The following is a 22,285-nucleotide window of genomic DNA, read 5'->3' as shown; positions in this document are numbered from 1 at the left end:
CCAAATCAAGAAGCATAGACGTCAGGCAAACAATCATGCGCTGTGGCGGCCCCGCACAAGGAGCCGCCACAGCGCATGACGCATAGGCAAAAAAGAAAATCAGAAACCTCAGAAACCGAATTTCGAGGCGGTTTCGCGCAGCGTGTCGGCGGAGCGCTTCAGCGCCGCCAGCTCCTTGTCCGAAACCGGGGTGTTGAGGCGGGAATTAACGCCGAAGCGGTTGAGCAGCGTCGGCACCGACATGCACACGCCCGAAATGCCGTGGAAGTCGTCAAGATACGACGACACCGGCAGCACGCGGTTGGTGTCGTTCAGAATGGCCTCGACGATGTCGACGCCGGACATGGCGATCGCGTAATTCGTGGAGCCCTTGCCGTTGATGATCCGGTAGGCCGCGTTCTTGACCTCCTGATGAATCTCCTCGCGCTTCACGGCATCAAGCTGCTCATGGCCCGGCAGCGCCTTCCAATCGCACATCGGCACGCCGCCGATGGTCGCGGAGGCCCACAGCGGGACTTCGGAATCGCCATGTTCGCCAGCGATGTAGGCGTGCACGTTTTTGACGTTCACACCGGTCTGCTGAGCGACGAGATAACGAAGACGGGCGGAATCGAGGTTGGTGCCCGAGCCGAACATCTGGTTGGCCGGCATGCCCGAAATCTGCATCGACACGCGGGTGACGATGTCCACCGGGTTGCTGATGAGCATGTAGACGGCGTTCGGCGCCACCTTGACCACATTCGGGATAATCGACTTCATGATGTTCACCGTGGCCTCGGCCAGGTCGAGCCTGCTCTGCCCTGGCTTCTGGCGAGCACCGGCTGTAATCACAACCATATCGGCATCGCGGCAGATCTCGACGTCATCCGACCCGTCGATGGTGACGGAGGGGTAGAAGCTGGAACCGTGCTGCATATCCAGCACCTCAGCCTCGACGCGCTCCTTGGAGATATCCTGAAGCACGACCTCGCGGGCGACGCCGCGCTGTGCTGCGGCGAAGGCCAATGTGGAGCCGACGGCGCCAGCACCGATGATGGCAAGCTTCGTGGGCTTATTTGTGAAATCAACCATGTGTTGAACCTCTCTATATTCGGCGCGATTCTGTTCATCACGCCACAATCTTCAGTAACTACTTTATCCATAGACTTTGACGTTTTCGGCTTGCTTACCGAGCGACAACCCGTCGCGATAATACGGCGAGAACCCTTGCAAATGGCGCAATCCCAACGGATTCGCCGCAGCAAGCGCACCATGGTCGATTCACGCAGCTGCGTCGGGCGACGACCTTTGCACAGTGAACTTCGCCACAATGCCCTCCATTACAGCCAAACCCACTGCCCTGGCAAACTCACTGCTCAGCACACTCACATCTCAGTCAAACCCACTGCTCAGCCAAACTCATCGCCCTGTCACACTCACATCTCAATCAAACTCACATCTCAATCAACGGACGCGTCAACGATCTGCGAAGCCAGTCGGCTGTCCACCTGCGCTTCGATGCGAACCCCGTCATTGCGGTATTCCGCCGTCTCAAGTCTGCCGTACTCCCGAATCCGAGACAGCAGCGAGCCTTGTGCATAGGGCAGCAGCGCCTCGACATGCACATCGGGCACCGGCAGCAGCGCCTCGACCTCCCCGCGCAGCGCGTCAATGCCTTCGCCGCTTAGGGACGACACGATGTGCGCCTGCGGATACAGCGCCGAAAGCCGCGCACGAGTCGCTGAGTCCACGTGGTCGGCCTTGTTGAACACCAGAATGCGCGGGATGTCCTGCGCGCCGTTGATATCCGCCAGCACCGTGTTCACCGCGTCGATCTGCGCCAGCGGGTCGCCGTATGAGGCATCGACCACATGGACGATGAGATCGGACTGCGCGACCTCCTCCAACGTCGATTTGAAGGCCTCGACCAGCTGGGTCGGCAGCCGCCGCACGAATCCGACGGTGTCGACATAGGCGTACACGCGCCCGTCCTTGGTTCTCGTCGAGCGCACGGCGGTATCGAGCGTGGCGAACAGCGCGTTCTCCACCAGTTCGCTCGAACCGGTCAGGCGATTGGTCAGCGAGGACTTGCCTGCATTCGTGTAGCCGACCACGGCGACCGTGGGCAGTCCATAACGCTGCCGTGCGCCGCGCTTGACCTCGCGCGCCGGAGCCATATGCGCGATCTGGCGGCGCAATCTCGCGATCCTGGTGCGAATCACGCGCCGGTCCATTTCGAGCTGCGTCTCGCCCGGGCCACGCGAGCCGATGCCGCCGTCAGCGCCTGCCGCACGGCCGCCCGCCTGCCGGGACAGGGCCGCGCCCCAGCCACGCAGCCTGGGCAGCATGTATTGCAGCTGCGCCAGCTCCACCTGCGCCTTGCCTTCGCGGCTGGTGGCATGCTGCGCGAAGATGTCGAGAATCACGGCCGTCCTGTCGACCACCTTGACCTTGGCCACGTCTTCGAGCGCACGACGCTGGCTAGGCGCCAGATCATCGTCGACGATAATCGTATCGGCCTCGTGCAAGGCCACGATGCCTGCAAGCTCCTTGGCCTTGCCGGAGCCGATATAGGTCGCCGGATCCGGCTTGAGCCGGTGCTGCAGCATGCCTTCGCACACCTCGGCTCCAGCCGTCTGCGCCAATGCAGCAAGCTCTCTGAGCGATTCCTCGGCCTGCGACTGGGTGCCGATGGCGCTCGACCATACGCCGACGAGCACGACACGCTCAAGCCGGACCTTGCGGTATTCGACCTCGGTGATGTCTTCGAGCTCGCCCAGGCCTGCCACATGCTTCAGCGCATTGCGCGATTCGCGCTCGGCCCACTCCTCGCCGCCCTGGTCGGCATCTGGAATATCATAGGACTTGTCAAGCAGAACCTCGGAGCGGTCGGCCAGCACGTCGGCCGCCTTGCTTATGTCGTTGTTGCTGCCGCTTTCAAACTGTTGGGTCAATGACACCTCTCACGTTGGACTAAGGTTTTCCATTATCATCATTCTGGAAGACAACGCTGCGGCAGACGACGCAACTGAGCCGTGGGCGAATATGTAGGCCGCAACAAGGCAGGCCAGGGAGATAGCAGAGCAATGAACGACAAGGACCAGCAACCGCGCCAAGAGCAGTATTTCTCGTCTGCGCCGACCTCTCCCGACGTTCGGCGCACCATCACCGTCCAGCTGGCCGGGCGCGAGGTGCCTGTAGCGGTCTCGCATGGCGTGTTCTCCGGCAATCGCCTCGATCTGGGCACCTCCGTGCTGCTGCGCCGCGCGCCTGAGCCGCCGCAACGCGCCAATCTGCTCGATCTGGGATGCGGCTGGGGGCCGATTGCGCTGAGCTTGGGCCTGCTTGCCCCCGAGGCAACCGTCTGGGCTGTGGACGTCAACCAACGTGCGCTGGACCTGACGCGAGATAACGCGCACAGCCAGCAGCTGGACAATATCCGCGTCGCCGAACCTGACGATGTCCCCGCCGACGTGCGCTTCGACGCGATCTGGTCCAATCCTCCGATTCGCGTCGGCAAGGAGGCGCTGCACGACATACTTATGCGCTGGCTGCCGCGACTCTCGGATCATGGTGCTGCCTACTTGGTGGTGCAGCGCAATCTCGGCGCCGACTCGCTGATTCCGTGGCTCGCGGCGACGCTGGGCGAAGGCTACGCGGTGTCGAAATACGCCAGCGCGAAGGGCTATCGCGTGATCGAGGTGCTGCGTCAGGCATGAAATACGAGTATCCCCAAGAGCTGCCGGTCAGCGCGGCGCATGACGACATCGCCGCAGCCGTCGCCTCCTCGCAGGTCGTCATCGTCTCCGGCCAGACCGGTTCGGGCAAGACCACGCAGATCCCGAAGATCCTGCTGGAAATGGGCCGGGGCACGCATGGCCATCAGATTGTGCATACGCAGCCGCGCCGCATCGCCGCACGCACGGTCGCGGAGCGCATCGCCTCGGAAATGGGCGTGCGGCTGGGCGATGAAATCGGCTATCAGGTACGCTTCACGGACGCCAGCTCACCCAAAACCCGTCTGCGCGTGGTCACCGACGGCATTCTGCTCGCGCAGATCCAGCGCGATCCGCGCCTGAGCCAGTACGATACGATCATCATCGATGAAGCGCACGAGCGCAGCCTGAATATCGATTTTCTGCTCGGCTATCTGACCTCTCTGCTGCCGCAGCGCCGCGATCTGAAGCTCGTCATCACTTCCGCGACCATCGATTCGGTCAAGTTCCAGCATCATTTCGAGCAGGCGCTGCACCGGCCTGTTCCAGTCATCGAAGTGTCAGGGCGCACCTATCCCGTGCAGATCGTCTATGAGCCGCTGGGTTCCGAACCCGCGCTGATGCGCTATGTCCCCGGGTTCGAAAGCAGCGCAGCGCGGAATACGGACGGTGACATGCCTCGCTCCGGCCGGGCCGCCGATGCGGATATGGCCACGGCTGTGGCCCGGGCCTGCGCCGAGCTGGTCATCCGCGCCAGCCATGAGCGCGGGCCCCGCGACATTCTGGTCTTCGCCTCCGGCGAGCATGATATCCGCGAGTTCGAAACCGCATTGCGTCGCCATTTCGGCCCTCGGGCCGACGATATGCGCCGGGGCGACGCCATCGAGATCATGCCGCTGTTCGCGCGGCTGTCGTCCAAGGAGCAGCACAAGGTCTTCGAATCGCATGCGCACCAGCGCATCGTCATCGCCACGAATGTGGCCGAGACTTCGCTCACCGTGCCCGGCATCCGATACGTGGTCGACCCCGGAACCGCCAGGATCTCGCGCTATTCCAAATCCGCGAAGGTGCAGCGGCTGCCTATCGAACCGATTTCGCAGGCCAGCGCCGACCAGCGTTCAGGCCGCTGCGGGCGCGTGGCGGACGGCATCGCGATACGACTGTATGACAGCGACGATTACGAGACCCGCCCGCGTTTCACCGAGCCGGAGATCCTGCGCACTTCGCTCGGAGCCGTCGTGCTGCATATGCTTTCGGTCGGCGTGGCGAAGAACGCCCATGACGTGACGCATTTCGGCTTCATCGACCCGCCGGACGTCAAGGCGGTTTCCGACGGCTTCAACGAACTCACCGAGCTTCAGGCGGTCGCCCGCAAGCACGGCGAGATGGCGCTGACGCGCACGGGTCGCCAGCTGGCACGCATCCCCATCGACATCCGTTTGGGTCGTATGGTCGTCGAAGCTGCGCATACCACGACGCCGAATACGCTGGCCGCCGTGCTGGTCGTCGTGGCGTTCCTGAGCCTGCAGGATCCGCGCGAACGTCCCGACGAGGCGCGCGAGGAAGCCGATAGGATTCATAACCGCTACGCCGACGCATCCAGCGATTTCCTGACCGCATTGAACTTATGGGACCGGGTGTTCCAAGCGGACGGCAGCCCCAGCAATGGCGTGCTGCGGCGCTTGTGCAAAACCGAGTATCTGAGCTTCCTGCGTCTCAAGCAGTGGCGCGATCTCGTCTCGCAGCTAGGTGATATGTGCCACGAGCTGAAATTCAAGGTCGGCGAGCCGCAGCCTGCGTCGCGGCCGTCCTTGGACATTCGTCAGCTGCCGCTCAACCAGCAGGCCGCGCACAGCATGTGCTGCTCATGGGATGCGCAGGGCATTCACACCGACATGCTTGCCGGGCTGCTCTCGATGATGGGCATGCAGGTGGTACGCGAGCCCAAAGCCTCGGATTTTGCAGGTTTGAAGGGCGCGGCGAAGGCGCGGGCGATGAAGCGCGCCGCCAAGCAATCGCATAACGACTATCAGGGTGCCCGTGGCACGCGCTTCGCACTGTTCCCCGCCTCGGCTGTCGCCAAAACGACGCCGCCGTGGGTCATGAGCACCGAACTGGTCGAAACCTCGCGCCTGTGGGCCCGGTATTCCGCCGCCATCGACCCCGCGTGGGCCGAGCCGCTGGCCGGAAGCCTGACGCGGACCACTTATGCTGAGCCGCACTGGTCGGCCTCGCGCGGCTCAGCCGTCGCCAAGGCCAAGGTGCTGCTCTACGGGCTGCCCATCGTGCAGGACCGCACCGTGCAGTGGGGGCGCATCAATCCGCTTGAGGCGCGTGACTTCCTAATTCGCCAAGGACTGGTCGAGGGCGATATCCAGCAGCAGTTCTCCTATGACGACTTCGTGACGCGCAATCTCGATGTGCTGCATGACGCCGCCGAAGACACGAGCCGCACCCGCCAGGCGGCGGCCAGCGTAAGCGACGAGGACCTGTACGACTTCTACAACACGGTGCTTCCCGCCGACGTCACCTCGCTCGCCGATCTGGCGAAATGGTGGAAGGTCGAGCACGGTGAGCACCCGCAGCTGCTCGATTTCGACCCCGAGGCCGTCGAACGGCTGCAAAACGAAGACAGCGTGAGCTTGGACGACTATCCCGACCATTGGCATGCGCTGGGCACGGATGGCACCGCGCTGGACCTCAAGCTGAGCTATATCTACGATCCGCATGACCCGGCCGACGGGGTGAGCGCGCATATCCCCATAACCGTGCTCTCCCGACTGCGCCCCGAGCAGTTCACGTGGAATGTGCCTGGCTTGCTGAGCGAGCTGATCGTGGCGATGATCAAATCGCTGCCCAAGGCCCTGCGCGTGCAGTTCGTGCCCGCCCCCGACACGGCGCGGGCAATACGCGCGTACATCGCCGAGCACTATCCTGATCTGCCCGGATCGGGCGAAAGCGGGCGCCCGAATCTGCCGCCGGAGAACGAGCAGACCGGCGTTGCCGGTTGGCCTGATTTCACGCATGTGTTTACGCAGGCGGCGATCCACGTGGTCGGCGCGCAGATTCACCCGCAGGTGTTCGAAGGCGACCAGTGGTCGAAGCTGCCGCCATATCTGCGCATGAACTTCATCATCGAGAAGCCGAATCCTGCCAAGTCACGGGGCCGCCACGGCAGCAGGTCTGGCCATGCCAGCCACAACGCGGCAACCGTGCTGGGCACCGGGCGCTCGCTGGTCGAGCTGCAGCGCCATTTCGCGGCGCAGGCCGAAGCCTCGGCGCGGCAGGTCGTGCGCGGCAAGGCCCAGTCGGCCGGGGCGCAGGGCAAGCTGGTCGAGCAGGCGAATCTGCTGCACAAGGCCGGGGCCACCACGCAATCGCGCGCGACGATGCTCTGGCAGGGGGCGCTGGACAAGCTGCGCCTTCCCAGCGAGCGCATCTCCTCGCGCTGGCTGGGAACCGAGGCGCTCATGCTTGCCTCGGCACCGTACGCCTCGACCAAGGCGCTGAGCGAGGACCTGCAGTTGGCCGCCGTCAAGCGGCTGCTGCCCGACATCGACCAGTTGGATGACGACGCCGCTTTGGCGCAGGCTGTGGCAGACGTTGAGCAGGTGTACGAGGACACAGTCTATGCGGTGGCGCGTGACGTAATCGCAATATTGAAACGCTACGCCGAAGTCGACAAGGCGGTATCTGGCCCGGCCGATCTGCCGATGCTCTCCGTGCTGCAATCGGTGCGCGAGCATATCGCATCGCTGGTATGCAAGGGCTTCATCGGCGCCGCTCCCCCGGACGCGCTGGCTTCCATCGAACGCTATCTGCACAGTGACATTGTGCGCCTGAATAAGGCGAAAACCGACAAGAACCGCGATGTGCGCTGGGCGTGGGAGGCCGACGAGGCCCGTCAGCTCGTCGAGCGCTTCCACGTCAAGGCGAAGGCCGAGCCGGCCGGACCACGGCATGAGTCGCTAGGCAAGCGCTACACCGTCGCCCGCTGGATGCTCGAGGAGTTCTACGTCTCCCTGTGGGCGCAGGAACTCGGCACCGCGAAGCCCGTCAGCCTGCAGCGCATCAGGAAGGCGCTTGAGGCCTGATGGCACGCATTTCTTCAAAGCGACCGCAGACAACACGACGACCGCATGGCAATCGACCACATGGCGGCAAACGCAGAAAGCTCAGCGTAGCGCAGATTATTGTCAGCATCGTCGCGGCGTTCTGCGCATTGGTGCTCATCATGGGGCTGGTGCGGTTCGTGCAGTGGCAGCATGAGATCAGCACGGTTCAGAACGAGCAGGCCGCAGCAGCCCGCCAATACGGCTTCAACCCCGGCGATATCATCTCCGACGGCCAGTTCTTCAACAGCAATGCGATGAGCCAGGCGGAGGTCCAGTCCTTCATCGATGAGCAGGGCGCATCCTGCTCGGGCACTCGTTGCCTTAAATCCATGACCTTCGATACTGCGAACCGGCCCGCCGACGGCCTGTGCTCGGCGTATGCGGGAGTCAAAGGCGAGTCTGCGGCCGCGATAATCGACAAATCTGCGCGCGCTTGCGGCCTGAGTCAGAAAGTGCTGCTGACGATGCTGCAGAAGGAGCAGCAGCTCGTGTCGGCAAGCAATCCCACCGCTTTTCAGTACAAGGCGGCGATGGGGCTGAACTGCCCCGACGATGCCAGCTGCGACCCAGCGTATGCAGGATTCTTCAATCAGGTGTACGGCGCGGCGAAACGCTACCAGTACTACCGCGCCCATGAAGCCGACTACCATTACCACGCCAAGGCGTTGAACTACGTGGCCTATCATCCGAATGCATCCTGCGGCGGCAGCCCGGTCTACATCGAGAACGAAGCCACGGCGCTGCTGTACATCTACACGCCCTATCAGCCGAACGCGGCCGCGCTGCAGGCAGGGGATGGCGAAGGCGACGCCTGCTCAAGCTACGGCAACCGCAATTTCTCCATTATCTACCGTGGCTGGTTCGGCAATAAGTCTTAGGGTCTGATTAGCGCCTGAAAACTTTAGAGCTTGGACCCTAAGTAGGTAAAACCCTTACAGTCTCGGCAGGAACTTCTTGAGCTCGTAGGTCGTGACCTGGCGGCGGTAATCCTCCCATTCGCGGCGCTTGTTGCGCAGGAAGTATTCGAAGGCATGTTCCCCCAGCACTCCGGCCACGAAATCGGACTTCTCCATGACCTTCAGCGCCTCGTCCAAGGATTGCGGCAACGGCTGGATGCCCATGGCCTTGCGCTCGGCATCGGTGAGCTCCCAGACGTCGTCGCTGGTCGGGTCGCCGAGCTGCATCTGCTGCTCGATACCGTCAAGTCCGGCTGCGAGCAGCACGGAATAAGCGAGATACGGGTTGGCGACCGCGTCGAGGGCGCGGAATTCCATGCGCGAGGAATTGCCCTTGCCGGGCTTGTACTGCGGCACGCGCAGCAGCGCGGAGCGGTTGTTGTGCCCCCAGCAGATGTAGCTCGGCGCCTCGGCACCGCCCCACAGCCGCTTGTAGGAGTTGACGTACTGATCGGTCACCGCGCTGATCTCGGAGGCATGATACAGAATGCCCGCTGCGAACTGCCGGGCGATCAGCGACATATTGAACTCCTGACCAGCCTCGTAGAAGGCGTTGGCGTCGCCTTCGAACAGGCTCAGGTGGGTATGCATGCCCGATCCGGGCTGGTCGGTGAGCGGCTTGGGCATGAAGCTGGCGTGGATGCCGCGCTCAAGGCCGATCTCCTTGATCACCGTGCGGAAGGTCATGATGTTGTCGGCCGTGGTCAGCGCGTCGGCGTACCGCAGGTCGATCTCGTTCTGGCCGGGCCCGCCCTCATGGTGCGAATACTCGACCGAAATGCCCATCTGCTCGAGCATGTTGACGGCGGCGCGGCGGAAGTCCATCCCCGGGCTGCGCGGCACATGGTCGAAGTATCCGCCCTCGTCGATCGGGGTGGGGTCCTTGGACCAGTCCTCCTGGTGCTCGAAGAGGTAGAATTCGATCTCAGGGTGCACGTAGAAGGTGAAGCCCTTCTCCTTGGCCTTGGCCAGTGTGGTTTTCAGCACATGACGCGGGTCGCCGAGCGAAGGCTCACCTTCGGGCGTGAGAATGTCGCAGAACATGCGGGCGGTGCCTTGCGGACCGTCGCGCCACGGCAGAATCTGGAAGGTCGAGGGATCCGGGCTCACGATCATATCGTCCTCGGATACGCGCGTCATGCCTTCGATGGCCGAGCCGTCGAAGCCCAGCCCCTCCTCGAATGCCGCCTCCAACTCGGCAGGTGCGATGGCGACGGACTTCAATGTCCCCAGCACATCGGTGAACCATAACCGAATAAAGCGCACGTCGCGTTCCTCGACCGTGCGCAACGCAAACTCTTGCTGCTTATCCATATGCCACATGCTCCCATGCGATTATTACGTCTGCTTAACCACGCTACAGGCGTGTCGTCCGCCCACGATTGTCCGTTAAGGTCCCGACGAGAAACGGCTCAGTCAGCCACGCGAAGGGCCTGTTCAAGCGTAAACGCGCGGGCGTAGAGCGACTTGCCCAGAATCGCGCTGTCGACGCCGAAGGATGCGAGTTCGGCTATCGCGCGCAGGTCGTCCAGCGACGATATGCCGCCCGAGGCGGTGACCTTGGCATCGGTGCGCTGCGCGACCTCGCGCAGCAGTTCGAGATTCGGCCCGCTCATCATGCCGTCGCGCGTCACGTCGGTGACCACGTAGCGCGAGCAGCCGGCCGCATTGAGCATATCCATGGTTTCGAAGAGATCGCCGCCCTCCTTGACCCAGCCACGAGCTGCCAAGGTATGCCCGCGCACGTCCAATCCGACGGCCACCTGCTCGCCGTACTCGCCGATGACGCGCTTGGTCCACTCGGGGTTTTCGAGCGCTGCGGTGCCGATATTGACGCGCGCCGCGCCGGCATCGAGCGCAGCTTTGAGACTTTCGTCGTCACGCACACCGCCGCTCATCTCGATGCTGACCATATCACCGAGCTCGGCAACGATTTCACGCAGCTGGGCGCGATTGTCGCCGGTGCCGAAGGCCGCGTCCAGATCGACCAAGTGAATCCACGAGGCACCGGACTCGACCCAGGTACGCGCGGCCTCAAGTGGGCTGCCATAATCGGTTTCGGAGCCTGATTCGCCCTGTCGCAGTCGTACGGCCTTGCCGTCGCGCACATCGACAGCGGGAAGAAGTATCAGCATGATGGATGTCCTTTCTTGCAGGTTCGTTAAAATGTCGCAACCCAGTTGCGCAGCAGTTGTTCGCCGGCCTTGGCGGACTTTTCCGGATGGAATTGGGTAGCAGACAAGGCCCCGCGCTCGTAGGCCGCCACGAAGCGCGTGCGATCGTACTGGCACCAGGTGACCTGCTGCTGTGTCGGCCCGAAGTCGATATGCAGCGCCGAGCAATCGGCCGGTTCGGCGCGGGTGGCTGCGTAGGAATGCACGAAGTAGAAGCGCTCCTCCTCGACGCCCTTGAGCAGCACCGTGCCCTGCGAAGCCTCGATTGTGTTCCATCCCATATGCGGCGTCACGTCGGCGTCGATCTTGTCGATGGAGCCGCCGATCAATCCCAGCCCTTGCGCCTCCACGCCGTTCTCGTCACCGCTTTGAAAGAGAATCTGCTGTCCTACGCACACGCCGAGCACCGGCCGGCCCGCGCGCAGCCGGTCATAGACGACGCGGTCACCGCCGACTCGTTTGAGCCCCTGCATGCAGGCGGCGAATGCGCCGACGCCAGGCACCACCAGGCCGTCGGCTTCAAGCGCCTGCCGATAGTCGGAGGTCAGGGTCGCGTCAAGCCCGATGTTGGCGAGCGCGCGCAGCATCGAACGCACGTTGCCGAATCCGTAATCGAATACCACGGCTGAGGTCATAGGGAAGCTCCTTGGTGTGCACTGCCTGTCTGGATGGTGAATCTATGCGAAAGTATATATGCCGTATGTATTGCTGACGTCGGGCAGCATATGCGATGCTGCGGCACGATGGCTGGCGGGCACGGCACCGTCATCGGATATGCGAGGCGCCGCGGCCGAAGCGCGTATGCTCGGCGATGATGGCCATGGCCGCATCGTGGTCGAGACTCGCCGAATCGATGATATGCAGCCCCTGCTTACGCAGATCAGCCAGCGTCGCAATGCCCAGCATCAGGTCCTCTACGAAATCCGGAGCCGAGGCGAAGAGAATTGGCGGCGCGAAGGTCTGCCCGGCCTCGCCGTGCAAATACAGCGTCGAATCAAGCTTGTCGGCGCGATTCACCGCCAGCACGGCGGCCATGCCGGAAACTACGGTGGTGAGATCCTTGGCTGCGGCCTCGGGAGCGTCGCCGTCCAGATTGCGCAGCACGGCCACCGCTCCTTGGTCGGAGCCTATGCAGTCGGCGGAGATGTCGGAGATCTGGCAGAACGCGGCGAGCAGACGGGCCGAAGCGAGCCGGGTGATGAGCGCGGCGCTTTTCGCCTTGTCGCCGACCAGTCCGCGCAGTTCCTCATCGAAGTCGAGTGCGGAAGCAGCCGCATCCGACGGCGATTGCGGCACTGACGGAGACTCTGATGCAGGCGCATTCGACCCTTCGGCTGCGTTAGCTGCGTCACTCTCAGCCGTTGCGCCGAACGCAGCAGACGCATCGGGCGTCGCAGACGCTACGCCGTCGTTCCCCGGTTCGGATGACGCTGGATGTGCGCTGTCATCACCCTCAAATTCCTGTTCGAAGCCTTCGAGCGCCGCCTCAAGCTCCGCATCGCTGAAATGGAGGTCGTCGGGCCGCTCATCTCGGGAATCGAAGTCCTCGCCGTTCTCGCTGCCGTCAGCCATCACAGCGCGCCCTTGGTGCTGGGAATGCCAGTGACGCGCGGATCTGGCTCAACAGCGAAGCGCAGCGCCCTGGCGAGGGCCTTGAATTCCGCTTCGGCGATATGGTGCGGATCACGCCCGGCAAGCAGCTGCATATGCAGGCATATGCCGGAGTGGAAAGCAATCGATTCCATGACATGGCGCACCAGCGACCCAGTGAAGTGCCCGCCGATCATGGCGAACTCGAATCCTTCCGGCTCCCCCGTGCACACGGCATACGGGCGGCCCGAAATATCAATGACGGCCTTGGCCAGCGCCTCATCCAGCGGCACGGTGGCATCGGCGAAGCGGCGAATGCCGCGCTTGTCTCCTAACGCCTGCTTGAGCGCCTCGCCGAATACGATGGCGGTGTCTTCGACGGTGTGGTGCACGTCGATGTCGGTGTCTCCCGAGGCTTTGATATGCAGATCGATAAGCGAATGCTTGCCCAAGGCCGTCATCATATGGTTGAAGAATGGCACGGAGGTATCGATGTCGGTCGCGCCGGTGCCGTCGAGATCGAGACTGAGCTCGATATTGGATTCGCTGGTTGCTCGTGTGATCGTGGCCGTACGTGCCATGGATACCTCTCCCCCGTTCGCAGTCGTATGCTTCCCCTCACCCACATGCCATCTGTGGCGCATCCAGATGAGGGAAACATGCCTGCTATCGTGCCTGTTTCGCTGCTGTTGCTGTACTTGCTGGTACGTATTGCAACCGCTCTGTCTGTTGTAACTTGTTGTAGCTACTGTGCTTGTTTCAACACTGTGCTTGTTGTACTACTCTGCTTGTTCCACTATAGGCAGGACTTCGGTCAACGCCTCGCGGAAGCGCGCCATCTCATCGTCGGTGCCCATGCATACGCGCAGCCAGCCGTCCGGACCGACCACGCGGATGAGCACGCCTCGGTTCAGCAGCTCGTCGAAGATGCGCTGGCGGTTGTCGAAGCAGCCGCCGAAAAGCAGGAAGTTCGATGCCGAGGGCGCGACCTTGATGCTCTCGCCCTTATAGCTCAGGGTCTCAAGCCACTGCACAGTCTGCTGGCGGGTTTCGCGCAGATGCGCCACGCGCGCCAGTTGCTCGTCGGTATGGTCGAATGCGGCGAGCGCCGCCGCCTGCGTAATGGCCGAAAGATGATATGGCATGCGCACGATGCGCAGGCAGTCGATGATGCCTTGCGAAGCCGCCACATACCCGACGCGCGCGCCCGCGAAGGCAAAGGCCTTGCTCATGGTGCGGCTGACCGCGAGGTTCGCATGGCCGTCAATCAACGGGAGCGCCGTGGGCACGTCCGGATCGCGGAATTCGATGTAGGCCTCGTCCACGACGACGACAGGATGCACGCCCTCGTTCGCGCCGGTGACCGGAACCTGCTCGCAGACCGCGAGAATCCGCTCCAAGTCACCTATCGGCAGGCTGGTTCCAGTAGGATTGTTCGGGCTGGTGACCACCACCATCGCGGGCTTGACGTCTTGAATCGCCTCGATCGTCGCGTCGGCGTCAAGCGTGAAGTCCTCGTTGCGGTGCACGAGCTGCCATGTGGTGAAGGTGTCGCGCGCGTACTCGGGGTACATGGAGTACGTGGGATCCGCGCCCAGGGCAATCCGACCGGGGCCGCCGAAGGCTTGGAAGAGCTGCAGCATGATCTCGTTGGAGCCGTTCGCGCCCCACAGCTGCTCGACCTTCAGCCGCACGCCCGATTCGCGGGCCAGATAGTCGCTGAATGCCTGGCGCAGCTCGATATGCTCGCGGTCAGGATAGCGGTTGAGCGTCGGCGCGATGGCCGCGACACGCTCGGCGATGGCCGCGACCACCTTGGGATCTGGTGGGTACGGGTTCTCGTTGACGTTCAGGCACACCGGCACGTCGAGCTGCGGGGCGCCGTACGGCTCCTCCCCGATCAGATCGTTGCGCAGCGGCAGCGTGGCCGGTATGGTGCTGCCTGGTTGGTCGGGTGCGCTCATCGCAGTCCTGCCTTTCGTTCCTGCTCCTGCAGCGTCGCCTTGTCGTACGGGTCATCGACGAAGCGGCTGAGCACGCATTCGCCGTGCCCCGGCAGATCCTCGGAGACCGCGAATGCGTTGATGCGGGAGGCGAGGGCTTTGAGACCCTGCTCGTCGTATTCGATGACTTCCACGGGCTTGAGGAAGGTATGCACGCCGAGCCCGGAGTTGAAGCGCGCCGTGCCGCCGGTGGGCAGCACGTGGTTCGAACCGGACATGTAGTCGCCCAGCGGCACCGGCGAATACGGTCCGCGGAAGATGGCTCCGGCGTTCATGATGCGCGGCACCACGGCGTCCGGGTCGGCGGTCTGGATTTCCAAGTGCTCAGCGGCGTAGGAGTTTGCCGCCGCCACGGACTGGTCAAGATCGTCGGTGAGGATGATGCCGGACTGGCGACCGGTCAGCGAGGTCGCCACGCGCTCGGCGTGTTCGGTGCGCGGCACGCGGTAGTCGAGGTCTTTCTGCACTGCGGCGGCAAGCTCTTCGCTGTCGGTGATGAGCACGGAACCGGCGAGCTCGTCATGCTCGGCCTGGCCGATCAGGTCGGCGGCCACCCAGCTGGGGTCGGCGTCCTTATCCGCGAGAATCGCGATTTCAGTGGGCCCGGCTACGGCGTCGATGCCGACCATGCCGGAGACCATGCTTTTGGCCGTGGCGACGAAGATGTTGCCCGGGCCGGTAATCTTGTCAACCGGATCGCACAGGATCTCGCCGTCCTGAGGTTCTGATCCGCGCGCGCCATAGGCGAACATGGCGATGGCCTGTGCCCCGCCGACCGCATAGACTTCCGTGACGCCGAGAATCGCGCAGGTGGCGAGAATCGTCTTGCTCGGCAGCCCATCATCGCCATCCCTGCTCGGCGGCGTCGCAATCGCCAGGGAGCGCACGCCGGCGGTCTGTGCCGGCACCACGTTCATGATCACCGAACTCGGGTAGACGGCCTTGCCTCCCGGCACGTACAGGCCGACGCGATCGATAGGAATCCAGCGTTCGCTCACGCGCGCGCCCTCGGCCAGATCGGTGTGGAAGTCCTTGGGCACCTGCGAGGCAGCGACCGCGCGAGAACGGCGCACCGATTCCTCGATTGCCGCACGCACCTCGGGGTCCAGCTCGTCAAGAGCCTGTTGCATGGCTTCGTCCGGCACGCGGAGATTCTTGGTACGAATATGGTCGAATTTCTCGCCGAAATCGCGCAGGGCTGCAGCGCCTCTGGCTTTGACGTCGTCGAGGATCGGGCGGACGAGTTCACTCGCCTCGTTGGTCCCCATTTCGGCCCGAGGCATCGCCTCAAGCATCTCGGCACGGGTCAGGCGCTTGCCGCGCAGGTCGATGATTCGCATGGTGTTATCGCTCATACCCACCTATGGTAGCCACACCCCGTACACAGCACACGCGCTGTGTCTTTTCGACGCTGATTATGGCTATTCGCTATGCCTGCTGTGAAAACTGCGCCCGCCACCCTCACGCAGCAGGCAGGCAGCTGGGGCCGAAGAGGATCTTGATCTCGGCGAAGAGCGAAGTGTCGCGCTTGACGCGGAAGCGGTCGCCGAAGGTCAGCACGCGGGCGTTGCCTCGCTCATCGAGCACCGCCAGCTTGACCTCGCAGTAGCCCGGATGCTCGTGGAGCACTTGTCCGAGCTGGCCGATGCGGCTGCGGTCCAATGCCACGGTCGGCAAGGTTATCATCACCGGGCGCTCGTCGGCTGCCTCCAGCGTCGGCACCTGCAGCTCGGTGGCGCGCAGGCTTGGCGTGGACTCGTCGCGCACCTCGACCTGGCCGCGTATCTGCACGATCTCGTCAACGGCCAGATCCTGCGAGGCTGCCTCGTAGACCTTGCCGAAGAACATGCATTGAATCGAACTCTCCATGTCTTCGATGGTGACGATGGCCCACGGGTTGCCCTTGCGCGAGACGCGCCGGTCGACGCTCGTGATCAGCCCGGCGAGCGTGACCTGCTGGCGATCGTCCATGGTTTTCGCGCGGTCGATGAGATGCGCGATCGACATTTCGCGCAGCCCCCCCAGCACCGCCGTCATGCCGCTCAGCGGATGGTCGGAGACGTACAGACCCAGCATCTCGCGCTCGAAGTTCAGCTTGGTCTTCTTGTCCCATTCCTCGATGTCAGGCACGATGACCGAAGCATCGCCCATCGCCTCCGCGTCGCCGTCGCCATCCATGTCGGCGAACAGGTCGAACTGGCCCTCGGCCTGCTTACGTTTGAGGCTGATCACCGAATCGAGCGCCGCCTCGTGAATCTGGAAAAGCGCTCTGCGGTTCGGGTCGATGGAGTCGAAGGCACCTGCCTTGATAAGCGATTCCACCAAACGCCGGTTCAGGGCCGTCAGCGACACGCGCCGGACGAAGTCCATGAAGTTGACGTAGCGGCCGCGCCCGGTCTCGCGTTCGGCGATGATGTCGGCTACTGCCTTGTCACCGACGTTGCGGATAGCGCCTAGGCCGAAACGCACGACGTCGCCGACTGCGGAGTATTCGAGAATCGACTCGTTGACGTCCGGCGGCAGCACCTGGATGCCCATGCGCCGCGCCTCGCCGAGATACAGCGCGGTCTTGTCCTTGTTCGTGCGCTCGTTCTGCAGCAGCGCGGCCATGAACTCGACCGGGTAGTGCGTCTTCAAGTAGGCGGTCCAGTACGAGATCAGACCGTAGGCGGCGGAATGCGCCTTGTTGAACGCATAGCCGGAGAACGGCACGAGGATGTCCCACACCGCCTGCGCGGCCTCCTCCGAGTAGCCATGCTCCTTCATGCCCTCGAAGAACGGCACCTGCTCCTTGGCCAGCACCTCGGGCTTCTTCTTGCCCATCGCGCGGCGCAGCACGTCGGCTCGGCCCAGCGAATAGCCGGCCAGAATACGCGCCGCCGACTGCACCTGCTCCTGGTAGACGATCAGGCCGTAGGTCTCGTCAAGCACGGCGGCCAGCGGCTCGGCCACCTCGGGGTGAATCGGGGTGATGCGCTGCAAACCGTTCTTGCGCTTGGCGTAGTTGGTATGCGAGTCCATATCCATCGGACCGGGGCGATACAGGGCGATCAGTGCCGAGATGTCGTTGAAGTTATCGGGCTTGAGCTGGCGCAGCAGCGAGCGCATGCCGTCGGAATCGAGCTGGAAGACGCCCAGCGTGTCGCCGCGCGAGAGCAGCTGGTAGGTCTCCTTGTCATCCAGCGGAATCTTCGTGTAGTCGATCTTGTCCTTGCCGTTGCGCTCGATGTTGAGCAGCGTGTCGCGGATGACCGTGAGGTTGGAAAGCCCGAGAAAGTCCATCTTGACCAGGCCGAGCGTTTCGCAGGTGTGGTATTCGAAGGTCGTGGTGACCGTGCCATCGGTGCGTTCCAGCAGCGGCGAGGTGTCGGTGATGGGCTCCGAACCCATGATCGTGGCACAGGCATGCACTCCGGTCTGCCGGATCAGGCCCTCGATGCCCTTGGCCTGTTCGGTGATGCGCTTCGTGTCCGGGTCGGATTCGTAGAGCTCGCGGAATTCGCGCGCCTCAGCGAAACGCTTCGAGGTCGGGTCGAAGATGTCTTTGAGGCTCGCGTCCTTGCCGTTCTTGCTCGGCGGCAGCGCCTTGGTGATGTGCTCGCCCACGGAGAACTCGTAGCCCATGATGCGGGCGGAATCCTTGAGCGCCTGCTTGGTTTTGATGGTGCCGTAGATCACGCATTGGGCTACTTTGTCGCGCCCGTACTTCTCGCCGACGTAATCCAGCACCTTCGCGCGGCCGTCGGGGTCGAAGTCCACATCGATATCCGGCAGCGAGACGCGTTCGGGGTTGAGGAAGCGTTCGAAGATCAGGCCGTGCTTGAGTGGGTCGAGTTCGGTGATGCCCATGGCGTAGGAGACCATCGAGCCTGCCGCGGAGCCTCGGCCCGGCCCCACCATCACGCCGTGCGTTTTGGCCCAGTTGATATAGTCGGCGACGACGAGGAAGTAGCCGCAGAACTGCATCTGGCAGATGACGCCGCATTCGTAGTCGGCCTGCTTGAGCACATGCTCGGGCACATTGCCCTCGTAGCGACGCTCCAAGCCCTCCTGCACATCCTTGAGGAAGAGCGAAGTCTCGTCCCAGCCGTCGGGGCAGTCGAATTCCGGCATGAACGCGCCGTCCTCGCTGTCGTCGAACATCACGTTGCAGCGTTCGGCGATTTCGAGCGTGTTGTCGCATGCCTCAGGGTGGTCCTTGAACAGCTCGCGCATCTCCTCGGCGGATTTGAGGTAATAGCCGGAACCGTCGAATTTGAAGCGGTTCGGGTCGTCGAGCCGCGAGCCGGAGTTGATGCACAGCATGGCGTCCTGCGAGCTGCGATCCTCCTCATGCACGTAATGCGAGTCGTTGGTGGCCAATAACGGCGCGTTGATCAGCTTGGCTATTTTCAGCAGATCATTGGTGACCCGCTTCTCGATGCCCAGCCCGTGATCCATGAGCTCGATGTAGAAGTTCTCGCGACCGTAGATATCCTGCAGCTGCCCGGCGGCGCGTAGCGCCTCATCGAACTGCCCCAGGCGCAGCCTCGTCTGAATGATGCCCGACGGGCAGCCCGAGGATGCGATGACGCCTTTGGAATATTGCGCCAGCACCTCGTAGTCCATACGCGGATAGCGTGCGACACGACCTTCCAGATTCGCCACCGAGGACGCGCGCAGCAGATTGACCAGCCCCTCGTCATCCTGCGCCCACATCGTCATATGGGTGATCAGGCCGCCGCCGGAGACGTCATCCGAACGCTGCGACTCGTTGCCCCAGTGCACGCGCGTCTTGTCCTGACGCGCGGTCTCCGGAGTCACATAGGCTTCAATACCGATAATCGGCTTGATACCGGCTTTGACGCAGGTGCTCCACATCTCGTAGGCACCGTGCATATTGCCGTGATCGGTAATCGCCACCGCCGGCATATCCAGCTCCTTGGCGCGCGCCACAAGGTCGGGAATCTTCGAAGCGCCGTCAAGCAACGAATAATGCGTGTGATTGTGCAGCTGCACGAAGTTTCCGGAATTTGCCATGCCTCCACGATAGCTATGGAATGTGACTTCGCGGTGGGTGGTTGGCTCAGGGCTTGGCACTGCGCTATTTGTTTAACGGGCCGACGGCGACTTCATAGGCCAAGTCCGTAGGACTGGTCGTTTAGCACTCTGACCGTAGCTCGGCCTTCAGCGGCCTGACGGAGCCTTCGGCCCCGTCCTTCGGTTCCTTGGCGGAACCTCACTTCGCCTACGCATAGTCCACTGGACTATGCGCTTAACGGCTCAGCACTGGACTATTTGCTTAACGGTTCAGCCTCGCGGCCTTAGTGGCCGCTCAGTCTCGCCTACAGGCAGCCCACAGGGCTGCCTGTTTAACGGCTCGACACGCCGAAATGTGGATAACTCGAAGCGTTCGACCACATTGGTCGATTGGGGTGGCGCATGACGCTGCTGCTCTGTGACACTGGTATCAGGTCTGTTGCAGCACAGGATTTGCAGCACAGCAGCGACGGTTCTTAGGCAGACCTGAGACAACGTGCATGACGAACCCGTATGAAGGAGTGGCTATGAGACCCGACGACACCCAGCGAATCCGCCCTGATCCTGCGCAGACAACACCTGCTGGCAACAACAGGCAAGCAGGAAACACTGTGTATAAGCAATCGCACGTGGATGGCTTGAACCACCCCTACGGGCAGCCAAAACCAAAGCGCCCCTCGCGCTACTCGCCGACTGCCATCGTCTCCTTGGCGCTGGGCGCAGCGGCATCGCTGCTTGCCTTCGCGGTATGGGGCGGACTCGCCTATTTGCATCGGGGAAGCTATGATCCGGCCGATGTGATCGTACTGCTGGGCTTTGCTCTGGCTATTCCTGCGTGCATAACCTGCGCAGTCACAGCGCTGATCTTTGTTGTAATAGCAAGGAAACAGCGGCCCTCCATCCGAGACCAAACGGAAGCCATAGCGCAGGCAGGGCACGATCGGAATATGACGGCCATCGCTATAGTGCTGGCGTTGCTGCCGCTGGTTGCCTTTGGAATTATCATGCTCGGACCCTGGTAGGCGTACATATCGCACGCGTTATGCCCACGCATCCATTGCATCGAGCGCACAGGCCTGTCACACGGTTTGCGCGTGAGACTCCGCTGTGTCCGAATCTGCGCGATTACGATCTGCATGGTCACGATCAGCACTGTCATGATCGGCACGCTCGGCACCCAGAACATCAAGCGCATGCTGCAGGTCGGGCGGGTAATGGGAGTCGACCGTCGTCCAGACATGCGTGCGCGGATGGCGGAATTCGAGCCGCATCGCATGCAGCCACTGGCGGTCCAGTCCCAGCTTGCTTCCGAGGACCGGATTGGCCCCGTACATCGCGTCCCCTACCAGCGGATGCCCGATCGAGGAGAAATGCACGCGAATCTGATGGGTTCGCCCTGTTTCCAGATTTACCGAGGCGAGAGTGGCTTTGCCGAAGCGCTCGAGCACATCCCAGTGGGTTATAGCCGGCTTGCCCGCAGGCGTGATGGTGAAGCGGAAATCGCTGACTTTCGCCCGCCCTATGGGGGCGTCGACGGTGGCCCGGTCCTCGGTGAGGTTGCCTTGGACCAGCGCATGATAGATCTTCACCACTTCATGCTGCGCGAACTGCCGACGCATCTCCTTATAGGCCAGTTCAGACTTGCACACGAGCATCAGCCCGCTCGTCCCCACATCCAGCCGACTCACGATGCCCTGCCGCCCCGGCGCACCATAGGAGGTGATATGCACACCACGCCCGATAAGACTGCCGAGCACGGTAGGCCCAGCCCAGCCCACCGAAGCATGCGCAGCCACGCCGACCGGCTTGTCCACAACGACGACATCCTCATCCTCGTAAGCGATGGCCATATCGTCGGCGATTGGCTCAGTCTCATGCTGTTCCTCGGCAATGTCGAATTCGACGACATCACCGGCCAGCAGCGCACTGGACTTATGCACCGTGCGCCCGAGAAGGCGCACCTGCTGAGCCTCGATAAGCTCTGCGGCCTTCGCACGCGAAACTCCCAGCATTTTCGCCGCGGCAACATCGAAACGCCCGCCGACGAGTCCATCGGGAGCAGGAACCAACGAACTCATGCTTCGAGGGCTCCCCCATCATGCTCCGCGTCGACCTGCTGACTGTGCTCGCTCCCCTGAGACACCTGAGAACTCTGAGACTCCCGGAGGTCCTGCACTTTCCCAGACCCCTGAATGCCTTGGGCAGCAGCAGGGTCTGCGCCGACGGGAACCCGCCCGTTCAGCGCATGCTTGCCAAACGGCACGCCGCGCAGAATGAGCACGACTATAAACACGCCAGCCACCATCAGCACAATGTCGGCGACATTGCCTATGGACCATCCGTAATTGAGGAAGTCCACGACTTTGCCGTTCAGGAATCCGTCAGCATAGGCGATGCGGTCATAGAGATTGCCCGCCGCGCCGGCGAAGGCCAGCGCGAATGCGACGGTCCAGCGCATGGAATCGGTTCTGATCGCCAGCACCACCAGCATGATGCAGGCGGCCGCAGCGAGCAACGAAATCAGCCAGGTCCGCGAGGAGCCAAGCCCTAGGGAGGCACCGGGATTATGAATCAACGTCAGCGACAGCACATGGGGAATCACCTCGATGCTGCGTCCATCGCCAAGATTGCTTTGCGCCCAGGCCTTGGTGCCTTGGTCAAGAGCAAGTGCCACGAGTGCGACACATGCAAAGACGGCTACGCGAATGCGCAGCCGTCCGTGATGCATATCAG

16 protein-coding genes are annotated in these 22,285 nt (G+C 62.7%); 4 read left to right on the top strand and 12 right to left on the bottom strand.

The features are described from left to right. Positions 1–108: 108 nt before the first annotated feature. Positions 109–1,071 carry an L-lactate dehydrogenase gene (locus DDF78_RS05895; protein ID WP_152580694.1) on the bottom strand — a complete coding sequence of 321 codons (963 nt, stop codon included), beginning with the start codon at positions 1,069–1,071 and terminating at the stop codon, positions 109–111. Between the two features lie 368 nt (positions 1,072–1,439). Then, positions 1,440–2,939: a GTPase HflX gene (gene hflX / locus DDF78_RS05890; RefSeq protein ID WP_152580695.1), complete on the bottom strand. Its 1,500-nt coding sequence runs from the start codon at positions 2,937–2,939 to the stop codon at positions 1,440–1,442. A 126-nt stretch (positions 2,940–3,065) separates the two neighbouring features. On the opposite strand from hflX, the gene DDF78_RS05885 reads away from it, so the two are divergent. The 3 genes from DDF78_RS05885 (at position 3,066) to DDF78_RS05875 (ending at position 8,688) form a co-directional block, all read left to right on the top strand. Beyond that, positions 3,066–3,698 carry a class I SAM-dependent methyltransferase gene (locus tag DDF78_RS05885; protein ID WP_152580696.1) on the top strand — a complete coding sequence of 211 codons (633 nt, stop codon included), beginning with the start codon at positions 3,066–3,068 and terminating at the stop codon, positions 3,696–3,698. Beyond that, positions 3,695–7,789 carry an ATP-dependent RNA helicase HrpA gene (gene hrpA, locus DDF78_RS05880; protein WP_152580697.1) on the top strand — a complete coding sequence of 1,365 codons (4,095 nt, stop codon included), beginning with the start codon at positions 3,695–3,697 and terminating at the stop codon, positions 7,787–7,789. The genes DDF78_RS05885 and hrpA overlap by 4 nt, the downstream gene beginning before the upstream one ends. A gap of 140 nt (positions 7,790–7,929) precedes the next feature. Continuing rightward, the gene (locus DDF78_RS05875) at positions 7,930–8,688 is read left to right on the top strand and encodes a LasA N-terminal domain-containing protein (protein ID WP_152580834.1); all 759 of its coding nucleotides are present in this window, start codon (positions 7,930–7,932) and stop codon (positions 8,686–8,688) included. Positions 8,689–8,742: 54 nt separating this feature from the next. On the opposite strand, the gene glnA is transcribed toward DDF78_RS05875, so the two are convergent. The 8 genes from glnA to dnaE form a co-directional block, all read right to left on the bottom strand. Next, positions 8,743–10,080 (bottom strand): type I glutamate--ammonia ligase, encoded by a 1,338-nt coding sequence (gene glnA, locus DDF78_RS05870; RefSeq protein ID WP_152580698.1) that lies wholly within the window; start codon positions 10,078–10,080, stop codon positions 8,743–8,745. Positions 10,081–10,178: 98 nt separating this feature from the next. After that, the gene (gene priA, locus DDF78_RS05865) at positions 10,179–10,904 is read right to left on the bottom strand and encodes a bifunctional 1-(5-phosphoribosyl)-5-((5-phosphoribosylamino)methylideneamino)imidazole-4-carboxamide isomerase/phosphoribosylanthranilate isomerase PriA (protein ID WP_152580835.1); all 726 of its coding nucleotides are present in this window, start codon (positions 10,902–10,904) and stop codon (positions 10,179–10,181) included. 23 nt (positions 10,905–10,927) lie between these two features. Beyond that, positions 10,928–11,575 (bottom strand): imidazole glycerol phosphate synthase subunit HisH, encoded by a 648-nt coding sequence (gene hisH, locus DDF78_RS05860; protein ID WP_152580699.1) that lies wholly within the window; start codon positions 11,573–11,575, stop codon positions 10,928–10,930. Between the two features lie 130 nt (positions 11,576–11,705). Then, positions 11,706–12,512 (bottom strand): hypothetical protein, encoded by an 807-nt coding sequence (locus tag DDF78_RS05855; protein ID WP_152580700.1) that lies wholly within the window; start codon positions 12,510–12,512, stop codon positions 11,706–11,708. Beyond that, positions 12,512–13,111, bottom strand: coding sequence for an imidazoleglycerol-phosphate dehydratase HisB (hisB, locus tag DDF78_RS05850; RefSeq protein ID WP_152580701.1), 600 nt, complete (start codon positions 13,109–13,111; stop codon positions 12,512–12,514). Before hisB ends, DDF78_RS05855 begins: the two co-directional genes overlap by 1 nt. A gap of 198 nt (positions 13,112–13,309) precedes the next feature. After that, positions 13,310–14,494 carry a histidinol-phosphate transaminase gene (locus DDF78_RS05845; protein ID WP_152580702.1) on the bottom strand — a complete coding sequence of 395 codons (1,185 nt, stop codon included), beginning with the start codon at positions 14,492–14,494 and terminating at the stop codon, positions 13,310–13,312. After that, entirely contained in the window at positions 14,491–15,888 is a 1,398-nt protein-coding gene (gene hisD, locus DDF78_RS05840; protein ID WP_162000708.1) for a histidinol dehydrogenase, read from the bottom strand. The genes DDF78_RS05845 and hisD overlap by 4 nt, the downstream gene beginning before the upstream one ends. A gap of 106 nt (positions 15,889–15,994) precedes the next feature. Continuing rightward, on the bottom strand, positions 15,995–19,552 hold the full coding sequence (gene dnaE / locus DDF78_RS05835; protein WP_152580703.1) for a DNA polymerase III subunit alpha: 3,558 nt from the start codon (positions 19,550–19,552) through the stop codon (positions 15,995–15,997). A 527-nt stretch (positions 19,553–20,079) separates the two neighbouring features. On the opposite strand from dnaE, the gene DDF78_RS05830 reads away from it, so the two are divergent. Then, entirely contained in the window at positions 20,080–20,574 is a 495-nt protein-coding gene (locus tag DDF78_RS05830) for a hypothetical protein (RefSeq protein ID WP_152580704.1), read from the top strand. A gap of 57 nt (positions 20,575–20,631) precedes the next feature. Here the strand turns inward: DDF78_RS05830 and DDF78_RS05825 are convergent, their stop codons facing one another. Then, positions 20,632–21,630, bottom strand: a complete 999-nt coding sequence (locus DDF78_RS05825) for an RluA family pseudouridine synthase (RefSeq protein WP_152580705.1) — start codon at positions 21,628–21,630, stop codon at positions 20,632–20,634. After that, entirely contained in the window at positions 21,627–22,280 is a 654-nt protein-coding gene (locus DDF78_RS05820; RefSeq protein WP_415481583.1) for a signal peptidase II, read from the bottom strand. Before DDF78_RS05820 ends, DDF78_RS05825 begins: the two co-directional genes overlap by 4 nt. Between the last annotated feature and the right edge of the window lie 5 nt (positions 22,281–22,285).

Origin of the sequence: Bifidobacterium tibiigranuli, assembly GCF_009371885.1 — a bacterium.
GTDB lineage: Bacteria > Actinomycetota > Actinomycetes > Actinomycetales > Bifidobacteriaceae > Bifidobacterium > Bifidobacterium tibiigranuli.
Note: the sequence above shows the minus strand (reverse complement) of the source record. Positions and strands in the feature narration are given on the sequence as shown.